This is a genomic window from Xanthobacter sediminis, assembly GCF_043195015.1.
Taxonomy (GTDB): Bacteria; Pseudomonadota; Alphaproteobacteria; order Rhizobiales; family Xanthobacteraceae; genus Xanthobacter.
The window spans coordinates 301,845-320,796 of the sequence record NZ_JBAFWH010000001.1; the positions used below are offsets into that span (position 1 = coordinate 301,845).

Below are 18,952 nucleotides of genomic sequence, written 5' to 3' on the forward strand. Positions count from 1 at the left end.
TAACCCCCGACGAAACCCATCTCGTTCCGAGCGCGACGGATGCCGGTTCCCGTCTGGCTTAGGCCGGTGCGGGCGGGGCGTCGCGGCCGTGGAGCTTCAGCCCATGCTCGAAAAAGTGTTCGATCCCGCATCCGTCGAGGCCCGTATCGCCGAGGCGTGGGAACAGGAGGGCGCCTTCCGCTGCGGTCGTCCGGAGCGCAAGGACAAGCCGGGCTTCTCCATCGTCATTCCGCCGCCGAACGTCACCGGCTCCCTGCACATGGGCCATGCGCTCAACAACACGCTGCAGGACATCCTGGCCCGCTTCGAGCGCATGCGCGGCAAGGACGTGCTGTGGCAGCCGGGCACCGACCATGCCGGCATCGCCACCCAGATGGTGGTGGAGCGCCAACTCGCCGCGCAGAAGCTGCCCGGGCGCCGCGACATGGGCCGCGCCGCCTTCATCGAGAAGGTTTGGGCGTGGAAGGCCGAATCGGGCGGCACGATCGTTGGGCAGCTCAAGCGGCTCGGCGCCTCCTGCGACTGGTCGCGCGAGCGCTTCACCATGGACGAGGGGCTTTCCCGTGCCGTGCTGAAGGTGTTCGTGCAGCTCTACCGCGAGGGGCTGATCTACAAGGACAAGCGCCTCGTCAATTGGGACCCCAAGCTCATCACCGCCATCTCCGATCTTGAGGTGGTTCCGGTGGAGATGAAGGGCAACCTTTGGCACTTGCGCTATCCGGTGGAGGGCGAGAAGGGGCGCTTCATCGTGGTCGCCACCACCCGGCCGGAGACCATGCTGGGCGATACCGCCGTGGCGGTGCACCCCGAGGACGAGCGCTATCGCGATCTCGTGGGCAAGAATGTCATCCTGCCGCTGGTGGGCCGGCGCATTCCCATCGTGGCCGACGAATATTCCGACCCGGAGAAGGGCTCGGGCGCGGTGAAGATCACGCCTGCGCACGATTTCAACGACTTCGAGGTGGGCAAGCGCCATGCTCTGCCCATGATCAACGTGCTCGACGCGGAAGCGCGCATCGACACCTCCGGCATCCGCGACGACCATTCAGGTCGCCCCGAGGCCTATGTGGAGACGCCCGACGCCGCCGGCATCCTGGCGCACCTGCAGGGCCTCGACCGGTTTGCGGCGCGCAAGCAGATCGTGGAACTGCTCACCAATCTGGAGCTCTTGGAGAAGATCGAGCCCCACACCCACATGGTGCCCCATGGTGACCGCTCCAATGTGGTCATCGAGCCCTGGCTCACCGATCAATGGTATGTGGATGCCAAGACGCTGGCGCAGCCGGCGCTTGCCGCCGTGCGCGAGGGGCGTACCGGCTTCGTGCCGAAGAATTGGGAGAAGACCTACTTCGAGTGGCTGGAGAACATCCAGCCCTGGTGCGTCTCCCGGCAGCTTTGGTGGGGCCACCAGATCCCGGCCTGGTACGACCCGTTCGGCAACGTGTTCGTGGCGCTCGACGAAGATGAGGCCTTCGAGCAGGCGTTGAAGCACAATGTGGGGAACGAGACGCTCTCGGCCGAGGAGGCGGAGGGGCTGATCCACGATGCGGACAAGCGGGCCCAGTTCCTCACCCGCGACGAGGATGTGCTCGACACCTGGTTCTCTTCCGCCCTGTGGCCCTTCTCCACCATGGGTTGGCCGGATGAAACCGACGAGCTGAAGAAGTTCTATCCCACCAGCGTGCTGGTGACGGGCTTCGACATCATCTTCTTCTGGGTGGCCCGGATGATGATGATGGGCCTGCACTTCATGGATGGCGAAGTGCCGTTCAAGGACATCTACATCCACGCCCTCGTCCGCGACGAGAAGGGCGCCAAGATGTCGAAGTCCAAGGGCAACGTCATCGACCCGCTCGACCTCGTGGACAAGTACGGGGCCGATGCGCTGCGCTTCACGCTGGCGGCCATGGCGGCCCAAGGGCGCGACATCAAGCTCGCCACCTCGCGCGTGGAGGGCTACCGCAACTTCGCGACCAAGCTCTGGAACGCGGTGCGCTTCGCGCAGATGAACGGTTGCGTGCGGGCGGAGGGCTTCGATCCGGCGAAGGTGGAGGCCACGCTCAACCGCTGGATCATCGGTGAGGCGGCCCGCGCCGCTTCCGAGGTGAGCGAGGCGATCCTGGCCTATCGCTTCAACGATGCGGCGGGAGCGGTCTACCGCTTCCTCTGGAACGTGTTCTGTGACTGGCACCTGGAGCTGGCGAAGCCCGTTCTTTCCGGCCCCGACGGCGCTGCCAAGGAAGAGACCCGCGCGGCTACCGCCTATGTGCTCGACGTGGCCATGGCTCTGCTCCACCCTTTCATGCCCTTCCTCACCGAAGAGCTGTGGGCGGAGACGGGCAAGGAAGGCCCCGCGCGCGCGAGCCTGCTGACGCTAGCGCCGTGGCCGGATCTCGCCGGCCTCGAGGCGCCCGATGCGGAGGCTGAGGTGGGCTGGGTGGTGGATCTCGTCACCGAGATTCGTTCTGTCCGCGCGGAAATGAACGTTCCGGCCGCGGCCCAGGTGTCCCTGGTTCTGGTGCAGCCGGGTGCGGAAACCGCCACGCGGGCCGCGCAGTGGGACGATGCCATTCGCCGTCTGGCGCGCCTCGGCTCTGTCACCGTCGCCGATGCCATGCCGGCGGAATCGGTGCAGATGGTGGTGCGCGGCGAGGTCGTGGCCCTGCCTCTGGCCGGCGTGGTGGACCTTGCTGCCGAGCTTTCCCGCCTGAAGAAGGAAGAGGGCAAGCTCGACCAGGAGATCGCCCGCATCGACGGCAAGCTCTCCAACGAGAGCTTCGTGGCTCGCGCGCCGGAAGAGGTGGTGGAAGCCGAGCGCGAGAAGCGGGCGGAATATGTGCTGCGCCAGGAGAAGGTGCGGGCCGCCATCCGGCAGCTCTCCGCGAGCTGAACCTGCCCGGACGGCGCGGCTCTCGGGTCGCGCCGTGGGGCGTTGCAGCCGCGCCACACCCGGTCCTCCGAGGGTGGAAAAACGGCGCGGCTTCTTATTTCATAAAGGTTAACCATTCCTTTCCCGGTGGGCGTCGTCTGTGACGGCAAAGTCACACCACGCCCGTTTCCCTCCGCGCGCCGCTGCCGTCGCCCCAAACGCCGCGATCCCGCCACAAAACGCCACGAAACCCGAGTGCGGGACGGGGCGGACAAGCGTAGCTCGGATAGGTATTCCGACCGCCGCGTTGAAGGTAGGGTCCGGATGCGCACGCATTGGATGGCAAAAAGGTTCGGAATGCGGAGCGCAGCGGGCGGGTGCCTCAGAGAGGTCGCGACCCGGCCTTCCCTCGGCCCCGATATTGCCGCTGCCGCCAGCAATAACCTTCGCATCATGTATGCGGATCGTCTTTCCAGCTCGAAAGGCCGCCTTCGGGGCGCGCGTCGGCTCCCGCGCGGGCCGGGCGAAGCGGCCCTGCAGCAGCCCCCGCGCAGGCTCGCATGCGGCGTGAAGCCGGCGGTGCGGGCGGGTGTGCGCGCAGCGTTCCGCCCCTTTGCGCAGCGGGCGGCGGGGGCTCTGTTTGCTGGCGTGGTGGGGCTCATGCTCGCCGCGCCGGCGGCCCAGGCCTTCGACGGTACCACTCTCGACGGTTCCTCATCCGCCGCGCGCAGCGCCCAGCCGCTGACGCCGCCGGCCGATGTGCCGCTGGCGCCGGCCGCGCGGCCAGTGGATGAGGCCTTCCGCACCGGCGCGCAGGCGCTGCGCTCGGGTCAGACGGCGAAGGGGCTCGACGCCCTCGGCTATGCCGCCGCCCAGGGCCATGCGGTGGCGCAGTGGAAGCTCGGGCGCATCTATGCCGACGGCGATGGCGTGAAGCGCGACGATGCCAAGGCCTTCAGCTATTTCAGCAAGATCGCCAATTCCCACGCCGACGATTACCCCGGCACCGCGCAGTCGCGTTTCGTGGCCAATGCCTTCGTGGCGCTCGGCGGCTATTATCTGGTCGGAATTCCCGCCGCAGGCGTGAAGCGCGACCCGGTGCGTGCGCGCGACATGTATTCCTACGCTGCCTCCTACTTTGGCGATGCGGACGCGCAATATCATCTCGGCAAGCTTTATCTCGACGGTGTCGGCGGGCCGAAGGACGCGCGCAACGCCGGCCGCTGGCTGACGCTGGCCGCGCAGAAGGGGCAGTTCGAGGCTCAGGCCATGCTGGGCGAGCTGCTGTTCCGCGGCGAGGAGGGGGTGCCCCGGCAGGCGGCGCGTGGCCTCATGTGGCTGACCCTGGCGCGTGATGCCGCCGCCCGTCCGGAAGACCACTGGGTGGTGGAACTGCACGAGGAAGTGTTCGCCGAGGCGAACGCCGACGAACGGGCCATGGCGCTCACCTATCTCGAAAACTGGCTGAAGACCGCGAAGCGCTGAGGCGCAGGCTGCGGCGGGCGTTTCCCTTCGGGCCGCGGCTGGCGGTCATCCGTGGGCCGTGAAGGCGACGTCTCTTGCGGACGGCGCGGCCATTCATCCCCGCACCTTTTCTTTTCTGGTCGCCGGCCTCCCGTGCGGCGTAGAGATGCCGACGCCTGCCGGTGCCGGATCTCGGGCATTTTCAAGCGCAGCGGGTCCCGATTCGCGTGAGGAAAATGCGTAATATCAATGCTGTAGTATGATTTCTGCGTGCCCATGCGCGCGAAAAGCACTTTGGACGCAGAGGGTGCTCTGGGGCTGGAATGGCGCGCGGCTTCCGCACGCGGGGCCCTGCGTCCAGTCGGAGAACCGTGCGTCCGTCGTAGCGGAGGAGCGCGCTGCTTCAGTCCACCGGCTTTTCCGCCGGGTGGCGCGGCAGGCCAGTCCCCAGGCCCTCGCACATGATGAGGGCGGTAGAGGTCCAGATGTGGTGTGTGGGCACTACGCTGTCGGGCGCATCGAGGGTGCCGAGGGTGACATCCACTCCCGCCTCCACCGCCATATCGAACAGGATGGGGCTGCCGCAGGCGCCGCAGAAGCTGCGGGTGACGCCGGGGGAAGAGGCGTAGGCCGCGAGTGTGCCCTGCGTAAGCTCGAAGTCCGCGCGTGCCACGGTCGCCCAGGGCAGGGCACCGGCGCCGGAGGCGCGTCGGCACATGGTGCAGTGGCACCAATAGGCGCTTTCGATGCGTCGCAGGCGGTAGCGGATGGCGCCGCACAGGCATCCGCCCTCACGCGGTGCGCTGGACCCGGCAGCGCTCATGGGGCGATCGCGAAATCGGCCCAGACGGGCACGTGGTCAGAAGGCTTCTCCCAGGCGCGCACGTGCTTGTCGATGCCGGTGGCGATGAGCCGGTCGGCTGCCTGGGGCGACAGCAGAAGGTGGTCGATGCGGATGCCGTTGTCCCGCTGCCATGCGCCGGCCTGGTAATCCCAGAAGGTGAAGGTGCGCCCGGCGTCGGTGCTGGCGCGGATGGCGTCGGTGAGGCCGAGGCTCAGCAGGCTCCGGAAGGCGCTGCGGGTGCGCGGCAGGAACAGCGCGTCTCCCACCCAGGCGGCGGGGTCGGCCGCATCCGGCGGGGCGGGGATGACGTTGAAGTCGCCGGCCAGGATCAGGGGCTCCTCCAGCTTCAGCCGGTCGGCGGCGAAGGCGGCGAGCCGGTCCATGAAACGCAGCTTGTAGGGGTATTTCTCCGTGTCCGGCGGATTGCCGTTGGGAAGGTAGATGCAGGCCACGCGCACCACGCCGCCCTTCACGGAAACCACCGCCTCGATGAAGCGGGCCTGCTCGTCGCCATCGTCGCCGGCGAGGCCGTGGGTCACGTCCTCCAGGGGCAGCCTGGAGAGCAGGGCGACGCCGTTGAAGGTCTTCTGCCCATGCACGGAGACATTGTAGCCGAGCTGCTCGAAGGGCTCCTTCGGGAAGGCGTCGGTCTGGCACTTGATCTCCTGGAGGCAGACCACGTCGGGGCTCGCCTCCTTCAGCCAGGCGATCGCGTGGTCGAGCCGCTGGCGGACGGAGTTCACGTTCCAGGTGGCGATGCGCATGGGGTCCGCTCTCCTCGCGCCCGGCGATATGGGCGGCGCGAGCATACTCCGGCCGGGCGCCGGGGCAACGGGGTGGGGCGTGTGCCGGCGCTAAAGCCGGTGCCGGGCGCAATGCCGAGGGTTGCGGTGCCCGGCAAAGGGTGGCATGCACGGGGCTTGCCCCTGCACGGATGGCGGCCCCATGACGTTCGCGTCCATCGCGTTTCTGTTTTATTTTCTCCCGCTTTTTCTGGTCAGTTATTTCTCAGCGAAGACGATCCAGACGCGGAATTATATCTTTCTGGCTTTTTCCCTCGTCTTCTATGCGGTGGGCTATACGCCGCACATCATCATCCTGCTATTTTCCGTAAGCGTGAATTTCTTTCTCGCCCAGGCCATCGATCGGCGCGAGGGGGCGGGGCGCAAGCAGGTCCTGGCGCTCGGCGCCACGTTCAATCTGCTGCTGCTCGGCGTCTTCAAGTACACCGGCTTCCTGGTGGAAAACCTGAACGTGCTGCTGGAGCCCGCGCACGTGGCGCTGCCGGTGCCGCAGATCGCGCTGCCGCTCGGCATCTCCTTCTATTCCTTCCACGCCATCTCCTACCTCGCCGACATTTACAAGCGGAAGGTGAAGGCCAATTCCGATCCGGCCCAGTTCGGCCTCTACATGTGCATGTTCCCCCAGCTCGTGGCGGGGCCCATCGTGCGGTATTCCACGGTGGCGCGGCAACTCGGGGACCGGCGGGTCACCTGGGGGCGCTTTTCGGCCGGCGCGCGCCTGTTCGCCATCGGGCTCGCCTGGAAAGTGCTGATCGCGGACGAGGTTTCGCGCCTCGTGGTGAGCGTGTTCGACGCCACCAGCAACCCCACCTTCGTGGAAGCGTGGCTGGGGCTCTATGCCTACACCGTGCAGATCTATTTCGACTTCGCGGGCTATTCCACCATGGCGGTGGGGCTGGGCGTGATGGTGGGTTTCGCGCTGCCGCGCAACTTTCGCCTGCCTTACACCGCGCGCTCCATCTCGGATTTCTGGCGGCGCTGGCACATGAGCCTTTCCGCCTTCCTGCGCGACTATCTCTATATCCCCCTTGGCGGAAACCGGCGCGGCGAGCTGCGCACCTATTTCAATCTCTCCGCGGTGTTCCTGCTGTGCGGCCTGTGGCATGGGGCGAGCTGGAACTTCGTCATCTGGGGCGCCCACCATGGCGCTTTCCTCATCATCGAGCGCGCCTTTCTCGGCCGCTGGCTGAAGCGCCTGCCCGATGCGCTCTCCCACCTCTATGCAGTGGTGGTGGTGATGCTCGGCTGGGTGTGGTTCCGGGCCGACACCCTGCCCGGCGCGCTGGACATGTTCGCCGGCCTCGCGGGCGCGAACGGCTTCAGCCGCCCGTCCATGGCTCTGGGCTTCGGGTTGCACACCCTCTCCATCGCGGCGCTGGTCGCGGGCGGGCTCATCGGCTTCTTCCGCTGGCGGCGTTGGTCGATCCTGTCGGGCGAGGGTGGGGCAGCGCGCTTCGCCGATTTCGCCTTCATCGGGGCTCTGCTGCTGCTGAGCGTTGTGTGGGTGGGAGGCACTGTGCCCACGCCCTTCCTCTACTATCGCTTCTGAGGCGCCGGCCATGAACCTGCTCGCGCGTCACCGCCGCTATCTCGGGGCCCTCGTGGCCGGCTTCTTCGGCCTGCTGCTGCTGTCGAACATCATTCCCGATCCCGTGGGCGGGTGGAAGGCGCGTACCCCCATCGACCCCGGCTGGGGCTTCATGCAGAAGGCTGGGGCGGTGCTGCGCAATGCGCCCGCCTTCATGCAGGACAATTTCGGCTTCCGCGCCACCATGCCCGCTCTGCGCCGCGCCGTCCGCTCGGCCCTGGGCGCGCCGGATACCACGCCCATCTATGCCGGCCGCGACGGGCGGCTGTTTTGGGCCATGGAACTGACGCCCGAGCAATCCGCCGGCGCGGTGGTGCGGGCCGCCGCGGTGGCGCGCTTCGCCACCATGATCGGCGTGATGCAGCGCGAGCTTGCACCCCTCGGCACCAAGGTGGTGGTGGCGCTGCCGCCCAACGCGCAGTCCGTGGAGGTGGAGGCGCTGCCGGCCTGGACCGACCTGCTGCGCTATCCGGTCACCGAATATGGCATGGCCCTCGACGCCCTGCGCGCCGAGGGCGTGGCGGCGGTGGACCTGCGCCCGGCGCTGCGGGAGGCGCCCGCGCCGCGCTACCTGCACACCGATACCCATTGGAACACCCGCAGCTCGGTGCTGGCCTTCAATGCGGTGATGGCGGCCGCGGGGCATCCCCTCTGGCGGGTGGACCCGGCCGAGGTGGTCGGCCCGCCCGAGCCCATGGCGCGTGGTGACCTGCTGCGCTCCATGCGCATGCCGCCCGAGATCGACGACGAGAACTTCAAGATCCAATTGCCGCCACGTGCCGGGAAGGGACGGGCCGACCCCGCCCTGGCGCACCCGAATGTGCATCCGCTGTTCGCATCCCTGGCGTGGGACTACGCCCCCACGGGCGCGCGCGTGCTGATCCTGGGCGATTCCTTTACCAACGGCCTGTGGCCGCGCCTGTTCGTGAATGCGCAGGTGAGCGTGGTGGGCTGGATGCACGCCTCCCGCACCGTGATGGGCGCGTGCGACTTCAATTTCGACGATGTCCGGCGTTTCAAGCCGGACCTGCTCATCTATGCGCGCACGGAACGCTACTTCGTGTGTCCGCCGAGCGCTTGGCCGGTGGGACTGCGGCAACCGGACCCCGGCGCCATTCCGGCGGGAGCGGTGCCGTGAGCGCGCTCCCGCCAGGAGTGCAACAGGCGCGCGAAAGCATGCGGCGGGGCTAAGCCCTGCCGCACCTGCCCGGTGGACTCAGCCGCGGCCTGTCAGACCGCGAAGCTGGAGCCGCAGCCGCACTTGGCGGTCGCCATGGGGTTATGGATCTTGAAGGCGGAGCCCATCAGGTCGGCCACGTAATCGAGCTGGGAGCCCTTGACGTAGTCGAGCGAGATGCGATCGAGCACGATCTTGGCGCCTTCCTTTTCAATCACGAGGTCGTCCGGCTCCTGCACGGTCGTCATGTCGTACTTGTATGAGAAACCGGAGCAGCCGCCGCCTTCCACGGAAAGGCGCAGGAAGGTGCCCTCCGGCTCCGATGAGAGGATGTGGCGGATGCGGCGGGCAGCCGCGTCGGTGACTGCGAAATCGGGAGCCTCGGCAGACGCGGGCTCCTGGGTCGGGGCGAGTGTGGCGTCCATGGTATCGACTTTATGAAATGAAGATGGCAATGCCTCAAGTTAAGCCCGGAACACTTCGAATTAAAGGGCCGGGGACGAAAAACGCGCGGGCGGGAGGAATCTGAGATGGCTGTTTCCGGCGCAAGGCCCCGCGTTTCCTGGGCTTGCGATCCCGAAATCTCGCGCGGACGGCTGGTGTTTGAGGCGGAGATGCCGCCCCGGAGCGGGTTTCGGCGCGACTGCGACCGCATCATTCACTCCACCGCGTTCCGGCGCCTCAGGCACAAGACGCAGGTGTTCTCCTTCAACGAGGGCGACCACTACCGCACCCGCCTCACCCACACGCTGGAGGTGGTGCAGGTGGCACGTTCCATCGCGCGGGCGCTGGGCCTCGACGAGGACCTGGCGGAGGCGCTGGCGCTGGCGCACGACCTCGGCCATCCGCCCTTCGCCCACGCCGGAGAGCGGGCGCTCGACGCCTGCATGGCCGGCCATGGCGGCTTCGACCACAATGCCCAGTCGCTGCGGGTGGTGACGCGTATCGAGCGCCGCTATGCGGAGTTCGACGGCCTCAACCTCACCTGGGAGACGCTGGAAGGCATCGTCAAGCACAATGGGCCGCTCACCGACCGGGAGGGCAGGGGCATCGGACACTATGCGGGCGGCTTGCCCCACGCCATCGCGGTCCATTCCGCCCAGCAGGACCTGGAGCTGTGGAGCCACGCCGGCCCCGAGGCCCAGGTGGCGGCGCTGGCGGACGACATCGCCTATGACGTGCACGATCTCGACGACGGCATCCGGGCCCGCATGTTCACCCTCGACGAGCTGGAGCCGCTGCCGCTGGTGGGGGAGGCCATCCGCGAGGTGCGGGCGCGCTACCCGGATATCGAGATGGCCCGTGCGGTGAACGAGGTGCTGCGGCGGGTCATCACCCGCCTCATCCTGGACGTGGTGCGCCAGGGTGAGGCCGCGGCCGCCGAGGCCGGCGTCTCTTCCGCGCAGGAGGTGCGGCGGCTGGGGCGCACGCTCATCACCTTCTCGCCGGAGATGGGAGAGGCGGAGAAGGCGCTGAAGGGCTTCCTCTATCCCCACATGTACCGCCACGAGCGGGTGAACCGCATCATGGCGGAGGCGCAGCGGGTGGTGCGTGAGCTCTTCGCCCACTTCATGGCGCACCCGCGGGAGATGCCGCCCTCCTGGCACGCCGACCTCGAAAGCCTGGATGAGAACCGCCTCGCCCGCCGCGTGACCGATTACATCGCCGGCATGACCGACCGCTACGCCCTCGACCAGCACGCCCGTTTCTTTGACACGACGCCTGATCTGCGATAGGCGCCGCAGCGACCAACCCGATCGGACCTTTCCATGAACGTCTACGCGATCTTCGCCGATTTCGTGCGCGAAGCCGTCGCGGCCCTCGTTGCAGAGGGCCAGTTTGCCGAAGGCCGGGGCGCCGGCCTCGACCTCTCCCGCGTGGTGGTGGAGCCCCCGCGCGACGCGAGCCACGGAGACCTTGCCACCAATGCCGCGCTGGTGCTGGCCAAGGATCTGGGGACCAAGCCCCGCGACCTCGCCGAGAAGATCGCCGGCAAGCTGAAGTCGCTCGCCCATGTGGCGAAGGTGGACGTGGCCGGGCCGGGCTTCATCAACCTCACCCTCGATCCCGCCTTCTGGCCGCGGGTGCTGGCGGCGGCGCTGGGGCAGGGCACGCGCTTCGGCCGCTCTGCGATGGGCGCGGACGAGCCGGTGAACGTGGAATACGTTTCCGCCAACCCAACCGGCCCGATGCATGTGGGCCATTGCCGCGGCGCCGTGTTCGGCGACGCCATGGCGAACCTGCTCGCCTTCGCCGGTTACAAGGTGACGCGCGAATACTACATCAACGACGCCGGCGCCCAGGTGGACGTGCTCGGCCGTTCCGCCTACCTGCGCTATCGCGAGGCGGTGACCGGCGAGAAGGCGGAGATTCCCGACGGGCTCTACCCCGGTGATTATCTGGTGCCCGTCGGCAAGGAGCTGGCGGAGATGCACGGGGCGGAATATCTCGCCTCGCCCGAGAGCGAGTGGCTGCCCATCTTCCGCAGCTTCGCCATCGGCGCCATGATGAACATGATCCGCGAGGACCTGACGGCGCTCGGGATCGAGTTCGACGTGTTCTTCTCCGAGCGCTCGCTCTCCGCTGGCGCGGTGGACAAGGTGGGCGCCACCATCGAGGCGCTGCGTGCTTCCGGCGAGGTCTATGAGGGCCGCCTGCCGCCGCCCAAGGGCGCGCCCATCGAGGATTGGGAGGACCGCGAGCAGACCCTGTTCCGCTCCACCGAGTTCGGCGACGACGTGGACCGGCCGCTCAAGAAGTCCGATGGCAGCTACACTTATTTTGCCGGCGACATCGCCTACCACCAGGACAAGGTGGCACGCGGCTTCCTCAAGATGATCGACGTGTGGGGCGCCGACCACGGTGGCTACGTCAAGCGCATGCAGGCGGCGGTGAAAGCTGTTTCCGGCGGCAGGGCCAGCCTGGACGTGGAGCTGATCCAGCTCGTGCGCCTGTTCCGCAACGGCGAGCCGGTGCGCATGTCGAAGCGGGCGGGCTCCTTCGTCACCCTGCGCGACGTGGTGGACGAGGTGGGGCGCGACGCGGTGCGCTTCATGATGCTGTTCCGCAAGAACGACGCGCCGCTCGATTTCGACCTCGCCAAGGTGATCGAGCAGTCGCGCGAGAACCCCGTGTTCTATGTGCAGTATGCCCATGCGCGGGCGAAATCCATCCTGCGCAACGCCGCCGCGGCGCTGGCTGACCTGCCGGCCGAAGCCTCCGCTTTCGCGGATGCGCAGCTGAGCCGGCTCAATGACGAGGGCGAGCTCGGCCTGCTGAAGCGCATCGCCTCCTGGCCGCGGCTGGTGGAGCAGGCGGCGAGCGCCCGCGAGCCTCACCGCGTGGCCTTCTATCTGCATGAATTGGCAAGCGATTTCCATGCCCAGTGGAACCGCGGAAAAGACCTGCCACATTTACGCTTCATTATCGAGAATGATCGAGATTTGACCTCGGCCCGCTTGGCCCTGGTGCACGGCGTGGCCACGGTGCTCGCCTCGGGTCTGAAGGTGCTGGGGGTGGAGGCCGTCGACGAGATGAAATGAGCTCGTTCGGCGCCGTCAATCGGCTCCCTTGCGGCCTCCTGGGGCCGGAAAGCAGATCCGTCTGGGGCGGGGCGGACGAGAAGACATCGAGGCGACATGGTCGACGAAAGCAGGTTCCGCTACCGCCGTGACGGGGGCTCCAGGGACGACGGCGACGCCGGTGCGCGGGTGCCTTCCGCGCGCGAAGGCGCGCCCTATGCGCAGGACCCGCGCCAGGCGCCAGCGCGTCAGGCCCCCCAGGTCACCGCACGGCAAGAGGGCCTGCGTCAGGGAGCGGCGAGCCAGGGCGCCCCTGGCCAGATGCCGTCCCGGGCCGATGCCGCGCGTTTGGATGCCGCGCGTGCGGAGCCCGGCCGTCCGGCCTCGCCGCGCCAGGGGCAGCCGCAGGCTCCCGCCCGCGAGCCCGCTGCCCCTCTGCGCCAGGCGGCTCCGCCGCGCGCGCCGCAGCCTCCCCGGGATCTTCCCCCGCAGGACGCCCCCGCCGCGCGTCCCGCTCCGGCCCGTCCGGCGCCCGCCGCGGCCCGTCCCGCCGCGCGCCTTCAGGCGGACGGCGGCGTCGATCCCCTTGCCGAGCTTGCCCGTCTGATCGGTGAGCAGGACCCCTTCGTCGATTTCGCGGACCTTCAGGCGGAGGCGCCCGCCGCCCGCGCCCCGGCCGCTCCTGTTTCGCGTGCTGATCCGCGGGCCGCCCCGCGCGCGGACGCCCGCGCCCCGGAGACCCGCCAGCAGGATCCCCGCCAGCAGGATCCCCGCCCTCAGGACCCCCGCACGCAGGCGCTCCGCGCCGATGCCGCACGGGGCCAGGACCCCCGGCTTGCCCGGCGCCAGCCCGAGGCCGGGCAGGCTGGCCCGACGGGTGAGCTTCCCGCACCGCGCGTGCCGGCGCGGCCCGCGGCGCCGCGGCAGGCCATTGCCCGGGTGGGTCAGGACCCGACCCAGGTTCGCGCTCCCGCTCCCGATTCCCAGGCGGCCCGACCGGATCCCCAGGTGCGCCAGGACCCGTCGGCCGCCCGTGCTGCTGCACCGGCGCCCCAGGCCCGTCGGCCGGATGTGGGCTTCGGCGAGGCGGACTTCGCCGATCCCACCCGCCGTCCCCCGCCGCGCCCGGCGGCCGCGCCCGATCTGCCGCCGAGGCAGGCGGCACTGGCCGCGCCGCCGCAGCGGGCCGCCCTTCTGCCGCCGCGCGGAGATGGCGAGCCGGTGGACCGCAGCGCGACTTCCGTGCGCCTCGGCTATGGTTCCCTTGCTCATCAGGCCCAGGTGGCTGCCCAGGCGGCGCACACCGGACGCAGGGCTCCGGACCCGCGCGCGCTGCCCGACGAGGGCGACGACTACGAGCCGATGGCGCCGCGTCCCGCGCCCTCGGCCGAGCCGAAGCGCCCCGCAGCAGCCCCGGCGCAGTCCCAGGCCTATGCCCAGCCTCCTCAGCAGGAGGCCAGCGCCGCTTATGCCTATTCCGCGCCCCGGCGCGCCGATGGCGAGGACGATTACGAGGAATATGACGAGGCCTACGACCCCCAGTACGGTGAGGACGGCTACATGCCGCCCCACGGCGAGGAGGTCTTCGATGGCGAGGCGCGGCGCCGGAAGGGCCGGACGGCCCTGCTGATGGTGGCCTCGGTGCTCGGCATCATCATCGCCGGCACCGCGGGTGTGTTCGCCTACCGCATGGCGGTGCATGGCAGCCCCGCCGGGACCAGCGGCGGCGCACCGGTGATCCGCGCCGATACCGCGCCGAGCAAGATCGTGCCTCCGCCGAACAGCGCTCCCCAGGACGCCCAGCAGAAGCTGATCTACGACCGCGTCGGCGGCGCCGCGCCCGGCAGCGAGAAGATGCTGCCGCGTGAGGAGCAGCCGGTGGACGTGAACGCCGCAGCCGTGCGTGGCACGCAGCCGGCGGCTACCGATCCGGTCATCAACTCGCTTGCCACGGAGCCGAAGCGGGTGCGCACCCTCACTGTGCGTTCCGATGGCACCATCGCGCCCGAGGGTGCGCCGGCGGCGCCCACCGCCGCCCCGTCGGCCGGTTCGCCGTCGCTCGCCGCCTACACCGCGACCCAGATGCCGGGCGCGCCGCCGCCCATGCTCCACGCGCCCAGCGCCTCCACCAAGATCGACGCCCCGCCGGTGAGCCGCACGGGTGACTTCGTGGTGCAGGTGGCCTCCCAGCGTTCCGAGGCGGATGCCCTGGGCTCCTGGAAGGCGCTGCAGACGCGCTACCCGAACCTCCTCGGCAGCTATGCGGCCTCGGTGAAGAAGGCGGACCTGGGCGACCGGGGCATCTACTACCGTGCGCAGGTGGGCCCCTTCGCTTCCAAGGACCAGGCCAACGAGCTGTGCCAGGCGCTGCGCGCCCAGGGCGGCGATTGCATGGTGACGAAGAACTGAAGATCGCCTCGCCTATCGGCGGGCTTGAATGCGAGAAGGCCCCGGATGCACGCATCCGGGGCCTTCTGCTTTTCTTGGGATGCCGCCGATCAGGCCGGCTTCAGGGGCGCGCCGATGCGGCCGGCGAGGTCCTGGATGTACTGGTAGGCGGTGCGGCCCGAGCGGGCACCGCGCGTGGTGGCCCATTCCAGCGCCTCGGGCCGCCATTGTGCCTCGGTCACGGGCAGGGCGTGGTGCGCCACATAGGCGGCGACCATGGCGAGGTATTCCTCCTGGCTGCACTTGTGGAAGCCCAGCCAAAGGCCGAACCGGTCGGAGAGCGAGACCTTCTCCTCCACCGCCTCGCCGGGGTTGATGGCGGTGGAGCGCTCATTCTCCATCATGTCGCGCGGCAGCAGGTGGCGGCGGTTGGAGGTGGCGTAGAAGATGACGTTGTCCGGCCGCCCCTCGATGCCGCCTTCCAGCACCGCCTTGAGGGACTTGTAGGAGGTGTCGTCGGCATCAAACGAGAGATCGTCGCAAAATACGATGAAGCGGTGCGCCGAGCCGCGCACCAGCCCCATGAGGGTGGGCAGGGTCTCGATGTCCTCGCGGTGGATCTCCACCAGCTTCAGCCGGCCGGGCTGCTCCGGCGGCAGGGCGCGCTCCACGGCGGCGTGGGCGGCCTTCACCAGGGAGCTCTTGCCCATGCCGCGCGCGCCCCAGAGCAGCGCGTTGTTGGCCGGAAGGCCGGTGGCGAAGCGGCGGGTGTTGTCCACGAGCTGGTCGCGCATCCGGTCGATGCCTTGCAGCAGGTCCATCTCGACGCGGTTCACTCGCGGCACCGGCTCGAAGCGCGGCGGCTCGGTCTGCCACACGAAGGCGTCCGCGGTGTCGAAGCCGGGCGCGGGCACCGGCGGCGGCGCGAGGCGGTCGAGGGCGGCGGCGATGCGCTCAAGGAGCGCCAGCGTTGCGGAATTGGCGGTCGTATCCGTCTGTTCGGGCATGTTTTCCTCCCCGTCGACCCGATAGAGCGCGCCCGGTTGGCGGGCAAGGCAGCAGGCGCGTGGCTTTTCATCAAGCCATGCCTGCGCTGCATGGGAGCAGCCTGCCCGGCGTTGCCTGTGTCCTCCGCGCATCAATGCGGGGACGGAATGTGCATTGCGGCAATCCTGCCTTAACTTTTCCGCATCAGGCTGAGAGCACTGGGGTGATCGGGGCGAGCCGGACCCACGGTGCGCGCGAAGGCCACAAGCCTGCGCGAGCGCCGGAGGCGGGGGATCGGTTTAACGCGAAGGGCGATGCGGTGGTGATCCGTCACCATCGGTGCTGCCCTTTCTGAGAGCAATTGCCGGAGAGGCCGATGCGACCCAAACGACATGCGCCCGCCGCAGTCCTCACTTCCGCCGTGCTGCTGGCGGGCGCGGCCCACGCGCAGGATGCGGTGACCGCGAAGACCACGCTGAACGCGGACGGCACCACCTCCATGACCTATGCGAACAGCCTGTCGGATCTCTCCACCCAGGTGGGGCTCGACATGTCCGCGGCCAAGACGAGCGTGGTCCCGGCGCAGGCGGCAGGCGCCGACACTGTGAGCGGCAAGGCCTTCGCCAAGGTGACCCTGGATGCGCTGCCGGACTGGCTGCTGTGGCAGAAGGGCTCGGTGAACGTGGCGGTGAGCCCCACCGAGGAAGAGAGCAAGCTCGGCACCACCCTCTCGCGCAGCTGGACGGTCAACGACGGCCTGAAGGCGGAGCTTTCCGACACCTACCAGGTGGGCCGCACCGGCACCGCCAATGGCTGGCAGATGGACAAGAAGCTGAGCGTGACCGGCCTTTCCACCGACACCACGCTTTCTGTCGGCGCGCGGATGACCGACGAGGCCCAGCGGCTGCTGCCGAGCCTCAGCGCGCAGCAGAAGGTGCTGGGCGGCCTCAACGTCACCACCACGGTGGCGGACACGGGCAGCGACATCAACAAGAGCATCACCGCCGGCTTCTCCCACCGCTGGTGAGGGCCGCGCTGGCGGGTGCGGGGAGGGCGGTGATTGTCCTGCCGGCCGCGACGGCGGGCTTGAGAGCGCGGCGCGCTTCCCCGCCCGGCCTTAGCGCCAGAGAATGGCCGCGAGGAACCGCCCGGCCACCAGCAGCAGGAAGACGCCGAAGCCGATCTCCAGGTGCCGGCGGCTCAGCCGGTGGGCGAGCCGCGCGCCCATGGGGGCGAACATGGCGGCGAGCGGCGCCATCAGCACGAAGCCCAGCACCGAAACATAGCCGAGCGACAGCGGCGGCAGCTCCGAAAGGTGCGGCCAGCCCGCCACCGCATAGCCGATGACACCGGGCAGCGGGATGAAGATGCCGATGCCGGCCGAGGTGCCAACCGCCGCGTGGATCGGCACCCCGTAGAGCAGCAGGATGTTGGTGGCGATGCCGCCCCCGGAGATGCCGACCAGGGACGAGGCGAGGCCGATCCCGAAGCCATAGGCCCCCATGGCGCGCGAGTCCGGCAGCGTGTCGGCGATGCGGATGTCGTTGCGCCCCATGAGGCTCTTCAGCCCCAGCATGCCGACCACCACCACGAACACCGCCTGCAGCACCCAGCCTGGCACCCAGGCGGCGATGGCGCTGCCCGTGAGGATGCCGACGATGGCCGGCACCCGCCAACGCTTCACTACGCCCGGCAGCACCGCGCCCTTCTTCCTGTGCGCGCGATAGGAGGTGATGGCGGTGGGAATGATGATGGCGAGGGAGGTGCCCACGCAGAGCTGCATGCGGACGCTCTCCTCCACCCCCATCACCCCGAACACCTCGTAGAGCACGGGCACCATGACGCCGCCGCCGCCCACGCCGAACAGGCCGGCGATGATGCCGGTGAGGACGCCGCCGGCAAGCAGGGCGAGGCACAGGGTGGCGAGTTCGCCCCAGGGGATGGACGAGAGCACGCGGAACCTCCTTGGCGCGTCGGCGGGCCGGGCGCGGGCCGGCTCGCGAAGAACCATCGGGACGACGGATGGCCGGAGCGCTTCATCGTGCCGGCGTCCGGCGGGATTTCGCCGGGGCGGGAAAGGAAGGTCCCGGTCAGGGGAAGGGGCCGCGCCGGGACAGAGGGGATTCCACGGGCGCGGCAGGTGGAAGAAGGCCTGTGTGCGCCAGTTCGGCGGCCCTGTCCAGGCCCCCCGGCGGCGCGGGTCCGTGCCGTCGGCGCTTCGGTTTTCGCTCGGCGCAGCATGGGTTTCGCCCCCAGCGCCGCGCGGGCTTGGTCAAAGGCTCGGGAGCCAGGCTCAGGCCGCGGCGAGGTCTCGGCGCCGGACGTGGTCCACCGCTTCGCGCAGCACGGCGAGCCCCGCACCCGGCTTCACGGATTCGGTGGCAAGGTGCCGCCGGTAGAGGCGCGAGCCCCGCCGGCCGCCGAACAGCCCCAGCATGTGGCGGGTGATGTCCGACAGGCGGCCGCCGGCTTCGAGGTGCGCGGCCACATAGGGCTCGAACGTGTCGAGGGCGGCATAGGTGTCGGCCGCCGGGGCGGGGGTGCCGTAGAGGCGCGGGTCCACCTCATGCAGCAGCTCCGGCTCGTGGTAGGCGGCGCGGCCGAGCATGATGCCGTCCAGCCCGGTGGCTGCGGCAAGGCCAGCCTCGATGCTGCCGATGCCGCCGTTGAGCACGATGGGCACATGGGGCAGGCGCTGCTTGAGCCGGCGCACGCGGTCGTAGTCGAGGGGCGGGATGTCCCGGTTCTCGCGTGGGGAAAGGCCCTTCAGCCACGCCTTGCGGGCATGGACGACGAGGGCGTCCGTGCCGGCCGCGATCACCGCGTCGGCGAGCTGGTCCAGCGCTTCCTCGGGGTCCTGTTCGTCCACGCCGATGCGGCACTTGACGGTGACGGGAATGGCGACGGCCGCCTTCATGGCGGCGACGCACTCACCCACCAGGGCCGGCGTGCGCATGAGGCAGGCGCCGAAATTGCCGCCCTGCACGCGGTCGGAGGGGCAGCCCACGTTGAGGTTGATCTCGTCATAGCCGAAATCGGCGCAGATGCGCGCCGCCTGCGCAAGCTGGGCGGGATCGCTGCCGCCGAGCTGCACCGCCACGGGGTGCTCCGGCGCATTGAACCCCAGCAGCCGCTCGCGGTCGCCATGGATGATGGCCGGCGCCGTCACCATTTCCGTATAGAGCCGCGCATGGCGCGAGAAGGTGCGGTGGAAGGCGCGGCAATGCCTGTCGGTCCAGTCCAGCATGGGCGCAACGGAGAAGCGCAGGCTCTTGGGATCCAAAGGCAAAATTGGGAAGCTCCGCTTCGGG

General features: G+C 69.2%; 14 protein-coding genes. 8 read left to right on the top strand and 6 right to left on the bottom strand.

Annotated features, from left to right (window positions below):
- Positions 1-103: 103 nt before the first annotated feature.
- Both V5F61_RS01180 and V5F61_RS01185 read left to right on the top strand, forming a co-directional pair.
- Positions 104-2,890, top strand: coding sequence for a valine--tRNA ligase (locus tag V5F61_RS01180; protein ID WP_393987045.1), 2,787 nt, complete (start codon positions 104-106; stop codon positions 2,888-2,890).
- 639 nt (positions 2,891-3,529) lie between these two features.
- Positions 3,530-4,354 (top strand): tetratricopeptide repeat protein, encoded by an 825-nt coding sequence (locus V5F61_RS01185; protein ID WP_393987046.1) that lies wholly within the window; start codon positions 3,530-3,532, stop codon positions 4,352-4,354.
- Between the two features lie 382 nt (positions 4,355-4,736).
- On the opposite strand, the gene V5F61_RS01190 is transcribed toward V5F61_RS01185, so the two are convergent.
- Together V5F61_RS01190 and xth are read right to left on the bottom strand one after the other, a co-directional pair.
- Complete coding sequence (locus tag V5F61_RS01190; protein WP_393987047.1) at positions 4,737-5,156, bottom strand: GFA family protein; 420 nt, start codon at positions 5,154-5,156, stop codon at positions 4,737-4,739.
- Entirely contained in the window at positions 5,153-5,941 is a 789-nt protein-coding gene (gene xth, locus V5F61_RS01195; RefSeq protein WP_393987048.1) for an exodeoxyribonuclease III, read from the bottom strand. Before xth ends, V5F61_RS01190 begins: the two co-directional genes overlap by 4 nt.
- 181 nt (positions 5,942-6,122) lie before the next feature.
- On the opposite strand from xth, the gene V5F61_RS01200 reads away from it, so the two are divergent.
- Both V5F61_RS01200 and V5F61_RS01205 read left to right on the top strand, forming a co-directional pair.
- A complete protein-coding gene (locus tag V5F61_RS01200; RefSeq protein WP_393987049.1) occupies positions 6,123-7,529 on the top strand; it encodes an MBOAT family O-acyltransferase in 1,407 nt (468 codons plus the stop codon).
- 10 nt (positions 7,530-7,539) lie between these two features.
- The gene (locus V5F61_RS01205; RefSeq protein WP_393987050.1) at positions 7,540-8,706 is read left to right on the top strand and encodes an alginate O-acetyltransferase AlgX-related protein; all 1,167 of its coding nucleotides are present in this window, start codon (positions 7,540-7,542) and stop codon (positions 8,704-8,706) included.
- A 92-nt stretch (positions 8,707-8,798) separates the two neighbouring features.
- Here the strand turns inward: V5F61_RS01205 and V5F61_RS01210 are convergent, their stop codons facing one another.
- Positions 8,799-9,170, bottom strand: coding sequence for a HesB/IscA family protein (locus V5F61_RS01210; protein ID WP_393987051.1), 372 nt, complete (start codon positions 9,168-9,170; stop codon positions 8,799-8,801).
- Between the two features lie 105 nt (positions 9,171-9,275).
- On the opposite strand from V5F61_RS01210, the gene V5F61_RS01215 reads away from it, so the two are divergent.
- The 3 genes from V5F61_RS01215 (at position 9,276) to V5F61_RS01225 (ending at position 14,675) form a co-directional block, all read left to right on the top strand.
- Complete coding sequence (locus V5F61_RS01215; protein WP_393987052.1) at positions 9,276-10,481, top strand: deoxyguanosinetriphosphate triphosphohydrolase; 1,206 nt, start codon at positions 9,276-9,278, stop codon at positions 10,479-10,481.
- A gap of 33 nt (positions 10,482-10,514) precedes the next feature.
- On the top strand, positions 10,515-12,287 hold the full coding sequence (gene argS, locus V5F61_RS01220; RefSeq protein WP_393987053.1) for an arginine--tRNA ligase: 1,773 nt from the start codon (positions 10,515-10,517) through the stop codon (positions 12,285-12,287).
- 987 nt (positions 12,288-13,274) lie between these two features.
- On the top strand, positions 13,275-14,675 hold the full coding sequence (locus V5F61_RS01225; protein ID WP_393987054.1) for an SPOR domain-containing protein: 1,401 nt from the start codon (positions 13,275-13,277) through the stop codon (positions 14,673-14,675).
- A gap of 89 nt (positions 14,676-14,764) precedes the next feature.
- On the opposite strand, the gene V5F61_RS01230 is transcribed toward V5F61_RS01225, so the two are convergent.
- Positions 14,765-15,661, bottom strand: coding sequence for an ATP-binding protein (locus tag V5F61_RS01230; RefSeq protein ID WP_393987055.1), 897 nt, complete (start codon positions 15,659-15,661; stop codon positions 14,765-14,767).
- 356 nt (positions 15,662-16,017) lie between these two features.
- Here V5F61_RS01230 and V5F61_RS01235 point away from each other — a divergent pair, with 356 nt between their 5' ends.
- Positions 16,018-16,668, top strand: coding sequence for a hypothetical protein (locus V5F61_RS01235; RefSeq protein WP_393987056.1), 651 nt, complete (start codon positions 16,018-16,020; stop codon positions 16,666-16,668).
- A gap of 90 nt (positions 16,669-16,758) precedes the next feature.
- Here V5F61_RS01235 and V5F61_RS01240 read toward each other — a convergent pair whose 3' ends face one another.
- On the bottom strand, positions 16,759-17,595 hold the full coding sequence (locus V5F61_RS01240; protein WP_393987057.1) for a sulfite exporter TauE/SafE family protein: 837 nt from the start codon (positions 17,593-17,595) through the stop codon (positions 16,759-16,761).
- A gap of 339 nt (positions 17,596-17,934) precedes the next feature.
- A complete protein-coding gene (dusA, locus tag V5F61_RS01245; protein ID WP_393987058.1) occupies positions 17,935-18,930 on the bottom strand; it encodes a tRNA dihydrouridine(20/20a) synthase DusA in 996 nt (331 codons plus the stop codon).
- Between the last annotated feature and the right edge of the window lie 22 nt (positions 18,931-18,952).